Source organism: Streptomyces sp. NPDC091371 (genome assembly GCF_040684275.1).
Lineage (GTDB): Bacteria > Actinomycetota > Actinomycetes > Streptomycetales > Streptomycetaceae > Streptomyces.
The window spans coordinates 108,931-117,843 of sequence record NZ_JBFBFP010000016.1 but is presented as its reverse complement, the minus strand read 5'-3'; the positions used below and the strand labels follow the sequence as shown (position 1 = coordinate 117,843).

Sequence of the window (8,913 nt, the reverse complement as noted above, 5' to 3'; positions counted from 1 at the left end):
CCGGGCTGTCGTGAGGAGGGTGCCTCCATGGTGACCGCGGCCGATTCCGGTGAGCGTCGGGAGAGCGTCTGGCTGGCCGCTGCACCCGCAAGACGCCGCAGCGAGGCACCCTCCGGGCTGGACCGGGAGCGGATCACCGCCGCCACCGTGCGGCTGCTCGACGCCGAGGGGCTGGCCCGGTTCTCGATGCGGCGGCTCGCCGCCGGGCTCGGGGTCACCGCGATGTCCCTGTACTGGTACGTGGACACCAAGCACGACCTGCTCGAACTCGCCCTGGACAGCGCCCTGGGCGAACTCGTTCCCCCGGCGGACCCCGGCTGGCCGGGGCGGCTGCGGGAGCTGGCACGCGGCTACCGGAGGGTCCTGGCGGACCACCCGTGGGTGGCTCCGCTCACCGCCGCCTACCCGAACATCGGGCCGCACGCCCGGGCCTTCGACGCCGACCTCCAGCGCCTGCTGGACGCGACCGGTCTGGCGGACGCCGCCCGGACCGGCGCCCACCTGGCCGTCTCGCAGTTCCTGCACGGCTGCGGGGGCACGGCTCGGCGGGCGCCCGAGGACGACTTCTGCCTCGCGCTCGACGTCCTGATCGCGGGCATCGAGGCGAAGGCCCGCGGTTAGCGCCCGCTGGTCAGGCCCGTACGGCCGGAGCCGGCTCCTCCGAAGCCGAAGCCGAAGCCGAAGCCGACGCCGGGGCCTGGGAGGAGGGCTTCGACTTCAGCGCGACCTCCTTGATGAACAGCACCAGGACGAGGGCGAGGAGGGCGGTGGGGGCGGCGTAGAGGAAGACGTCGCCGACGCCGTGCCCGTAGGAGGACTCGACGACCTCGCGGATCGGCGCGGGCAGCTTGTCGAGGTCGGGGATGCCGCCCCCGGCGGTGCCGCCGTGGCCCATGGCCGCCGCCGCCTTCGGTCCCAGCGCGGCGATCCCGTCCTGGACGTAGTGCGTGACCCGGTTGGCCATCACCGCGCCCAGCGCCGAGACGCCCATGGCACCGCCGAGCGAGCGGAAGAAGGTCACGACCGAGCTGGCCGCGCCCAGGTCCCCGGCGGCCACCTGGTTCTGGGTGGCGAGCACCAGGTTCTGCATCATCATGCCGAGGCCGAGGCCGGTCAGCGCCATGTAGATCGCGATGTGCCCGTACGGGGTGTCGTAGCGCAGGGTGCCGAGCAGTCCCAGGCCGGCCGTCAGCAGGACGCCGCCGGAGACGAGCCAGGCCTTCCACTTGCCGGTCTTGGTGATCACCTGACCGGAAAGGGTGGAGGAGACGAAGAGGCCGCCGATCATCGGAATGGTGAGGATTCCGGACATCGTGGGGGACTCGTCGCGGGCCAACTGGAAGAACTGGCTGAAGAACACGGTCCCCGAGAACATCGCGATGCCCACGAAGAGGGAGGCCGCCGAGGCGAGGGTGATGGTCTTGTTGCGGAACAGCCGCAGCGGGATGATCGGGTCGCTCGCGCGGGACTCGACGTAGACGAAGAGCAGGCCGAGCAGGATCGCGCCGCCGGTCATCGCCAGGGTGGTCCACGAGAGCCACGCGTACGAGTCGCCGGCCTGCGTGACCCAGATCAGCAGCAGCGAGACGGCGCCGCTGATCAGGAAGGCGCCCAGCCAGTCGACCTTGACGTCGCGGCGGACCACCGGGAGGTGCAGCGTCCGCTGGAGCACGATCAGCGCGATGACCGCGAAGGGCACGCCGACGTAGAAGCACCAGCGCCAGCCCAGCCAGTCGGTGTCGGTGATGACCCCGCCCAGCAGCGGGCCGCCGACGGTGGCGACGGCGAAGACCGCGCCGAGGTAGCCGCTGTAGCGGCCGCGCTCGCGCGGGGAGATCATCGCGGCCATCACGATCTGGGCGAGGGCGGAGAGGCCGCCGACGCCGATGCCCTGGACCACGCGGCAGGCGATGAGCATGCCGGTGTTCTGGGACATGCCCGCGACGACGGAGCCGAGGACGTAGATCACCAGGGATATCTGGACCAGCAGCTTCTTGCTGAAGAGGTCCGAGAGCTTGCCCCACAGCGGGGTGGCCGCGGTCATCGACAGCAGGGCCGCGGTGACCACCCACGTGTACGAGGACTGGGTGCCGCCGAGGTCGCTGATGATCTGGGGCAGGGCGTTGGAGACGATGGTCGAGGACAGGATCGCCACGAACATGCCGAGCATCAGCCCGGACAGCGCCTTCATGATCTGCGGGTGGGTCATGGACGGGCCGTCTGCCGGCTGCTCCGTCGTGGCCATGTCTTTCCTTCGGTCTAGAAGCTCGACCGGAGTCGGGCCAGCAGGGTGTTGAGTACGTCGATGTCCTCGGCGGACCAGTCGCAGAGGGCTCTTTCCAGCGCGGCCGTGTACCGGGCTCCGAGCTCGGCGAGCAGCGCGCGCCCGGCCGGGGTGAGCCGCAGGATCCGGCAGCGCCCGTCCCCCGGGTCCGTCTCGCGCTCGATCCAGCCGCGTTCGGCGACGTGCGCGACGTGCCGGCTGGTGACCGAGATGTCGACGGCCATCAGCTCGGACAGCCGGCTCAGCCGCATCTCGCCGTGCCGGTCGAGGACGGTGAGGACGGCGGCGGAGCCCGGCGGGCAGTCCGGGGGCAGTGCGCGCGCGAGGTCGCGCTTGACCGCGCCGATCCCGGTGAGCCGGCGGGCCAGCTCCTCGTACCGAGTGGTGGTGGTCATCGGACTCCCTCCCGCGGCCTCATCTTGTTGCTTCAAGCAACCATAGAAGCGGATGGTTGCTACAGGCAAATGAATCTGCGGGACGGGGCGGTAAAGGAATCGGAAAACCCGCTAGGGTCCTGACCCATGGCTGCGAACCAGGACTCGAACCAGTACTCGAACCAGTACTCGAACCCGAACCACAACTCGCCGGCTCCGGAGGGTGCCTACGACCCCGCCGGCAGCACTCAGATGTTCCGCGCGTTCGTCGAGGAGGCCGCTCCGGCTCGGCAGGCGGGGCCTGCCCGTCAGCAGCGCCGGGAGGCCGAGCAGGCCGGCTCCTCGAACCGGACCGCGAAGCTGGCCCTCGTCGTCGCGCTCGTGCTCGCGATCGGCGCGGCGGCCTGGTTCGTCCTGAGCTGACGGTCTCAGCTCCAGATGGCCGTGACGTTCCGGGTCTCCACGTGCATGCCCAGCGGCACCCGCCAGGCCTCCACGCACACGGTGTAGGTCTGCGTCACCGAGGCGCCGCCTGCGAGGGGCGCGGGCAGGGGCTGGGTCGTGGTGATCGTGGCCCAGTCGACGCCGAGGGCGCCGATGATGTGCGTCGCGAAGCTGACGGTGCCCGAACGGGCCGCCGTGGTCCCGGTGTTGGTGAACGTGACGGTGACCCGCTCGCACCAGCGGTCGCCCGCGGCCGCCCTCGTCGGCGTGGAGAGCGTCAGCTTGGCGGGGGTCGTCGCGGGCGGCGGGGTCGTCGTGCCGGGCTTCGGCGGTGTGCCCGAGGGGGCGGCCGGCCCGGACGGGGCGCCGGGGGCGGTGGTGGCGGAACCCGGCCCTGGGGTGGCGCCGGGGGTGTTTCCGGAGCCGCCGGGGGCGGGAGGTGTCGCTCCGCCCGGGGCGGAGCCGCCGGGGGCTTGGGGCTCCGGCGGGCTGGTCGACGTACTGGCGGACACGGAGGCGCCGCCCGCCGCGGACGGGCCGGCGAGCTGCTGGAACTCCACACCGCCCTGTGGCGCCACGTTCTCCCCGGCTCCCCGTTCGGGGCCCGGGGCGGCGGCGCCCACGGCGACGTAGCCGTCCCGCGCCGGGCCCCCGCAGCCGGTGAGGGCGGCGACGGCCGTGCAGCACAGGGCGAGGAGGGCGGCCGGGGCGGCCGTACGGGATCCCGTTCGCATCGCGCCAGTTTTCCTGACGCTCCGTCAATTGGGAACCCCGTACGGCAGGGTCACTCCCCGATGAGGCCCACGCGCAGCTGCGCGAGCGTGCGGGTCAGCAGGCGGGAGACGTGCATCTGGGAGATGCCGACCTCTTCGCCGATCTGCGACTGCGTCATGTTCGCGAAGAAGCGCAGCATGATGATCTGCCGTTCCCGGGGCGGGAGTTTGGCGAGCAGCGGCTTCAGCGACTCGCGGTACTCGACGCCTTCGAGCGCGGTGTCCTCGTATCCGAGGCGGTCCGCGAGCGAGCCCTCGCCGCCCTCGTCCTCGGGCGAGGGCGAGTCGAGCGAGGAGGCGGTGTACGCGTTGCCGACGGCGAGGCCGTCGACGACGTCCTCCTCCGAGACCCCGAGCACGGCGGCGAGCTCCGGCACGGTCGGCGACCGGTCCAGCTTCTGCGCGAGCTCGTCGCTGGCCTTGGTCAGGGCGAGGCGCAGTTCCTGGAGCCGGCGCGGGACGCGCACGGACCAGGAGGTGTCCCTAAAGAATCGTTTGATCTCGCCCACGACGGTCGGCATGGCGAACGTCGGGAACTCCACGCCGCGTTCGCAGTCGAAGCGGTCGATCGCCTTGATCAGGCCGATGGTGCCGACCTGGACGATGTCCTCCATCGGCTCGTTGCGGCTGCGGAAGCGGGCGGCCGCGTACCGCACGAGCGGCAGGTTCAGCTCGATCAGGGTGTCGCGTACGTACGTCCGTTCGGGGCTGTCCAGGTCCAGGGTGGCAAGTCGCTGGAAGAGGGAGCGGGAGAGAGTGCGGGTGTCGATGGCTTCCGAGCGGTTGGACACTGCCGGTGGCGTCACGCTCTTGACGAGCGTGAGCACCTTGGAGCTGCCCTGGTCTACGGACATGCCACCCCCTTGAGGTCGCGGACGGTCGCGTACTGCGCGCCCGTCGGAGGAACGCAGCCTCCACCTGAATACCGGAGGCGGAGCTGCGGCAAACGCGGTTCCAGCAGAATGTCACATGTCGGCAACGCGCTGTAGCGTCATGTCGACATATGTCTCCAGCGACAGAACAGGTCAGAAGGGGAACAGCCTGTTCTGTCGGGAAAACGGTGGATGATCTCCACTCGTTCCGGTTACGCCTCGATCCTGTTTGCGGATCTCAGTCGGGCGAAGCTGCGGGCGAGCAGCCGGGAGACGTGCATCTGGGACACGCCCAGTTCGGCGCTGATCTGGGACTGCGTCAGGTTGTTGTAGTAGCGCAGGAGCAGGATCCGCTGCTCGCGCTCGGGCAGTTGTACGAGGAGATGGCGTACGAGGTCGCGGTGCTCGACGCCGGCCAGCTCGGGGTCCTCGTACCCGAGGCGGTCGAGCAGCCCGGGCATCCCGTCGCCCTCCTGGGCGGCCTCCAGCGAGGTCGCGTGGTAACTGCGGCCGGCCTCGATGCAGGACAGCACCTCGTCCTCGGTGATGCGCAGCCGCTCGGCGATCTCGGGGGTGGTCGGGGTGCGGCCGTGGAGGGTGGTGAGGTCCTCGGTGGCGGCGTTGACCTGCACCCACAGCTCGTGGAGGCGGCGCGGGACGTGCACGGTGCGGACGTTGTCGCGGAAGTACCGCTTGATCTCGCCCACGACGGTCGGCATCGCGAAGGTCGGGAACTGCACGCCGCGGTCCGGGTCGAAGCGGTCGATGGCGTTGATCAGGCCGATGGTGCCGACCTGGACCACGTCCTCCATCGGCTCGTTGCGGCTGCGGAAGCGGGCGGCCGCGTAGCGGACGAGGGGGAGGTTGGCCTCGATGAGGGCCCCGCGCACCCGGTTGTGCTCGCTGGTGCCCGGTTCCAGGCCCTTCAGCTGCCCGAAGAGGACCTGGGTGAGGGCCCGGGTGTCCGCGCCCCGGCTCTGCGTCCGCTGGGCGCCGGGTGTGGGCGCGGCCGTCACCGGGGTGGCCGCCGGCGCCGGTGCCGGGGGTTCGTCCTGCTGTGGCGGGACCTGGGGGTCCTGGTGGGCCTCCTGCGGAGGGTCCTGCTGGGGTGGCACCTGAGGCGCTGTACTGGCCGGCACGGTCACGCCACCCCTTCAGTCAACTTCAGTCAACTCATCCGTCAAAAGCGGTCATAGCATCACAAGAGATGTGCACTGTGTGCAAGCACCGTATATCGCCGTGTTGAGGGCAAGTTGGGCATATCGTGGCATTCCATCCGGCGGCGGGTACGCAAAAAGCCCCCCACCCGTAGGAGTGGGGGGCCGGAAGTCCGGAAACCGCTTCAGCGTACGGGTTCAGCGCACCAGTTCGGTCATGAACTCGCCGATACCGGAGGCGGCGTCCGATATCCCCTGGAAGCCGATCTCCACGATCTCGGCCGCCCTCTTCGGCTGGGTGATGATGACGAAGAGGACGAACACGGTCAGGGCGCTCGTGATGAGCTTCTTGGTGTCCACGGGCGCGCGGCCTCCCCAACCGGTCCTTGTGAGTCGGGTGAGTCTAACCGGTCAGGATTGGGCACTCACCTGTCCTTTAAGGACCAATGACCCGGTGGGACGGGTCCTTTGCCGCTGGGTCGGTCATCGCGTGGGGCGCATGCTTGTTGTGAGCCCACCGGTTCTGGCAGGAAATCGGTGGGTGAGGGACAGGACCTCACTGCGGGGTCCGAGCCGCAAGCTTCCCCCCTGACTGCGGCTCGGACTGGCAGGTTCCGTCCTCAACGGGGGAAGTGGCTTGTCCCCCCGATGCCACTTCCCCCGTCCCATACGTCGAAGGTCCCGACCCACCCGGTCGGGGCCTTCTTCGCGTGCGCGCCGTTCCCGCGTCCTACTCGATGGCGGTGGCCAGGTCCGTGATGGGCTGCACGGGGGCGATGACGGGTGCCAGCTGGTTCGGCAGCTCCATCAGCTGGTTGAGCTGGTTCGCGCCCTCGCTGAGCTTCGCGCCGATCTCCTGGACCGAGGCGGGCTGGGCGCCGGCCGGCATGCCGGGGGCTGCCGTGGGCAGGTCGGGGAGCGTCAGGGGGGACGCGGGGGAGCCTGCGGCCGAGGCGGCGGGAGCGGCGAGGCCCGCGGCGGCCCCCGCGAGGGCGATGGCGGCGAGCATGCGCTGGGTCTTGGTCATGCCGTGACAACGGCCGAGGGGGCGGGCGGTCACGCCGCTTGTCCTCCGGACAGGGGCCGGTGCCTCCGGGGTGCGGGCCGTGGGCGGGTGCGGCGCCGCTGCCGGGGCTCTGCCCCGGACCCCGCGCCTCAAACGCCGGCGGGGCTGGATTCGGCTGCCAGGTATACGACGAGAGCCCCACCCTTGCGGGTGGGGCTCTCGATCGGAGCGGTAGTGGAGGGATTTGAACCCCCGATGGGTTGCCCCATACTCGCTTTCGAGGCGAGCTCCTTCGGCCACTCGGACACACTACCGAGATGGATCCTAGCCTACGGAGCGGCATCATCTGAAATCGGCTTCCGCCGGGCGTGCTCAGAGGGTGCGGAAGAAGTCCGTGAGCTGCCGGGCGCACTCCTCGGCGAGGACGCCCCGGACCACCTCCGGCCGGTGGTTGAGCCTGCGGTCCCGTACGAGGTCCCACAGCGACCCCGCGGCGCCCGCCTTGTCGTCGTCCGCGCCGTAGACGACCCGGGCGACGCGCGACTGCACGAGCGCGCCCGCGCACATCACGCACGGCTCCAGGGTCACCACGAGGGTGCACCCCGGGAGCCGCCACTCGCCGAGCGCGGCGGCGGCCCGGCGCAGTGCGAGCACCTCGGCGTGCGCGGTCGGGTCGCCGGTCGCCTCGCGTTCGTTGTGGCCGGTGGCGAGGAGTGCCCCGTCGGGGCCGAGCACGACGGCGCCGACCGGCACGTCGCCGGCCGGCACCGCCCGGGCGGCCTCCTGGAGCGCGAGGCGCATGGAGTCCCGCCAGGGATCCCGTACGGGATCGGGAACGTGCGCGTCCTGCATGTGGATCACTAGCGGACGGCCTCCAGGACCTCGGTGGCGCCGAGGGACTCGGCGATCTCCGAGAGTGCGTCCCCGTCGAGGGTCATCAGCTGCTTGTTGGTCACGCCGAGGTCGTCGAGCAGCCGGGGGTCGCCCAGCGGGCCCGCCGGCGCGGGCTCGGAGCCGGTCCCGGCAGTCTGGTCCTCGTCGTCGTCCTCGTCGGTGTAGGCGGCCACGGCGTCCTCTTCGCCGTCCTCGGTGCCGTCCAGGTCGAGCTCGTCGAGTTCGTCGTCCTCCTCGTCGTTGCCCAGCAGCTCTTTGGTCAGCATCGAGCCGTAGGAGCTGCGGGCGGCCGCGGCGGCGTTCGATACGAAGTAGCGCGGGTCCTCCTCGCCGTCCACGCGGACGACGCCGAACCAGGCGTCCTCCTGCTCGATGAGGGCGACCACCGTGTCGTCGTCGACAGCGGCGGAACGGGCGAGATCGATCAGATCACTGAGGGACTCGACGTCGTCGAGTTCCATGTCGCTCGCTTCCCACCCGTCTTCGGTGCGCGCGAGCAGTGCGGCGAAGTACACCGTGACTCTCCCACTGGTCTTAGGCGTGCCGGTTGGAGGTCCCCCCGGCCGGAGGATGGGGCGGAACGGCTGTGGTGCCTGGGGTGCTGCTCTGCCGTCCGTACCCCGCCCAATCGGCATCGTGGCAGAAATGGCGGCCTGGCGAGAGGTCTTCCGCGCTTGCGTCGTGCCGTGGCGCCTCCCGGCTGGGGGTGCGGGGGGTTCGTGGCGGGGCGTGTCGGGGTGCGTGGGCGGGTGCGGCGCCGTTGCCGGGGCTCCGCCCCGGACCCCGCGCCTCAAACGTCGGCGAGGCTGGATTTTTGCCCGGCGGGGCTGGATTCCTCACCAGCGGAACGTGCGCATGCGCATCTGCTGGCGCATGCGGGCGGCGCGGGCGCGCCGGGGCTGCACGCGGTCGCGCAGGGCGCGGGCCTCCATCAGGTCGCGCAGGAACTGCGCGCGGCGCGCGCGGCGCTGTGCGGCGGTCTCCGGCGGTTCCGGCTTCTCGTCGCTCGGCTGCGTGTCGGACATCGGCCACCACCCCGGGCTGGTCGGTCGTCCCCCCCGCACCCACCTTCCCCCGAACAGCCCGTTTGATGCCACCCCTGTGCAGGT

12 protein-coding genes and 1 tRNA gene are annotated in these 8,913 nt (G+C 71.0%); 2 read left to right on the top strand and 11 right to left on the bottom strand.

Annotation, left to right across the window (positions count from 1 at the left end; genetic code table 11):
- The first annotated feature begins 27 nt into the window (after positions 1–27).
- Positions 28–621: a TetR/AcrR family transcriptional regulator C-terminal domain-containing protein gene (locus AB0O21_RS19615; protein ID WP_365172392.1), complete on the top strand. Its 594-nt coding sequence runs from the start codon at positions 28–30 to the stop codon at positions 619–621.
- A gap of 10 nt (positions 622–631) precedes the next feature.
- Here AB0O21_RS19615 and AB0O21_RS19610 read toward each other — a convergent pair whose 3' ends face one another.
- The gene (locus AB0O21_RS19610) at positions 632–2,245 is read right to left on the bottom strand and encodes an MDR family MFS transporter (protein WP_365172391.1); all 1,614 of its coding nucleotides are present in this window, start codon (positions 2,243–2,245) and stop codon (positions 632–634) included.
- Between the two features lie 14 nt (positions 2,246–2,259).
- Positions 2,260–2,679, bottom strand: coding sequence for a MarR family transcriptional regulator (locus AB0O21_RS19605; protein WP_365172390.1), 420 nt, complete (start codon positions 2,677–2,679; stop codon positions 2,260–2,262).
- A gap of 126 nt (positions 2,680–2,805) precedes the next feature.
- Here AB0O21_RS19605 and AB0O21_RS19600 point away from each other — a divergent pair, with 126 nt between their 5' ends.
- Entirely contained in the window at positions 2,806–3,081 is a 276-nt protein-coding gene (locus AB0O21_RS19600) for a hypothetical protein (protein ID WP_365172389.1), read from the top strand.
- A gap of 5 nt (positions 3,082–3,086) precedes the next feature.
- Here AB0O21_RS19600 and AB0O21_RS19595 read toward each other — a convergent pair whose 3' ends face one another.
- From AB0O21_RS19595 to AB0O21_RS19555, 9 genes are all read right to left on the bottom strand, one after another.
- Entirely contained in the window at positions 3,087–3,836 is a 750-nt protein-coding gene (locus AB0O21_RS19595; protein WP_365172388.1) for a hypothetical protein, read from the bottom strand.
- A gap of 50 nt (positions 3,837–3,886) precedes the next feature.
- Positions 3,887–4,729, bottom strand: a complete 843-nt coding sequence (locus AB0O21_RS19590; RefSeq protein WP_365172387.1) for an RNA polymerase sigma factor SigF — start codon at positions 4,727–4,729, stop codon at positions 3,887–3,889.
- A 230-nt stretch (positions 4,730–4,959) separates the two neighbouring features.
- Positions 4,960–5,763 carry an RNA polymerase sigma factor SigF gene (locus AB0O21_RS19585; RefSeq protein ID WP_365172434.1) on the bottom strand — a complete coding sequence of 268 codons (804 nt, stop codon included), beginning with the start codon at positions 5,761–5,763 and terminating at the stop codon, positions 4,960–4,962.
- 339 nt (positions 5,764–6,102) lie between these two features.
- Entirely contained in the window at positions 6,103–6,264 is a 162-nt protein-coding gene (locus tag AB0O21_RS19580; protein ID WP_365172386.1) for a hypothetical protein, read from the bottom strand.
- 370 nt (positions 6,265–6,634) lie between these two features.
- Complete coding sequence (locus tag AB0O21_RS19575; protein ID WP_365172385.1) at positions 6,635–6,964, bottom strand: hypothetical protein; 330 nt, start codon at positions 6,962–6,964, stop codon at positions 6,635–6,637.
- Between the two features lie 175 nt (positions 6,965–7,139).
- Positions 7,140–7,224, bottom strand: a tRNA-Ser gene (locus AB0O21_RS19570).
- A 58-nt stretch (positions 7,225–7,282) separates the two neighbouring features.
- The gene (gene tadA, locus AB0O21_RS19565) at positions 7,283–7,762 is read right to left on the bottom strand and encodes a tRNA adenosine(34) deaminase TadA (RefSeq protein WP_365172433.1); all 480 of its coding nucleotides are present in this window, start codon (positions 7,760–7,762) and stop codon (positions 7,283–7,285) included.
- A gap of 8 nt (positions 7,763–7,770) precedes the next feature.
- Entirely contained in the window at positions 7,771–8,319 is a 549-nt protein-coding gene (locus AB0O21_RS19560) for a hypothetical protein (RefSeq protein ID WP_365172384.1), read from the bottom strand.
- Positions 8,320–8,640: 321 nt separating this feature from the next.
- Positions 8,641–8,829, bottom strand: a complete 189-nt coding sequence (locus tag AB0O21_RS19555) for a hypothetical protein (RefSeq protein WP_365172383.1) — start codon at positions 8,827–8,829, stop codon at positions 8,641–8,643.
- Positions 8,830–8,913: the final 84 nt, after the last annotated feature.

Excerpts from the sequence above, each read along its gene's own strand:
- AB0O21_RS19615 (WP_365172392.1), top strand. The coding sequence starts at position 28 with ATGGTGACCGCGGCCGATTCCGGTGAGCGTCGGGAGAGCGTCTGGCTG.
- AB0O21_RS19610 (WP_365172391.1), bottom strand. The coding sequence starts at position 2,245 with ATGGCCACGACGGAGCAGCCGGCAGACGGCCCGTCCATGACCCACCCG.
- AB0O21_RS19605 (WP_365172390.1), bottom strand. The coding sequence starts at position 2,679 with ATGACCACCACCACTCGGTACGAGGAGCTGGCCCGCCGGCTCACCGGG.
- AB0O21_RS19600 (WP_365172389.1), top strand. The coding sequence starts at position 2,806 with ATGGCTGCGAACCAGGACTCGAACCAGTACTCGAACCAGTACTCGAAC.
- AB0O21_RS19595 (WP_365172388.1), bottom strand. The coding sequence starts at position 3,836 with ATGCGAACGGGATCCCGTACGGCCGCCCCGGCCGCCCTCCTCGCCCTG.
- AB0O21_RS19590 (WP_365172387.1), bottom strand. The coding sequence starts at position 4,729 with ATGTCCGTAGACCAGGGCAGCTCCAAGGTGCTCACGCTCGTCAAGAGC.
- tadA (WP_365172433.1), bottom strand. The coding sequence starts at position 7,762 with ATGCAGGACGCGCACGTTCCCGATCCCGTACGGGATCCCTGGCGGGAC.
- AB0O21_RS19555 (WP_365172383.1), bottom strand. The coding sequence starts at position 8,829 with ATGTCCGACACGCAGCCGAGCGACGAGAAGCCGGAACCGCCGGAGACC.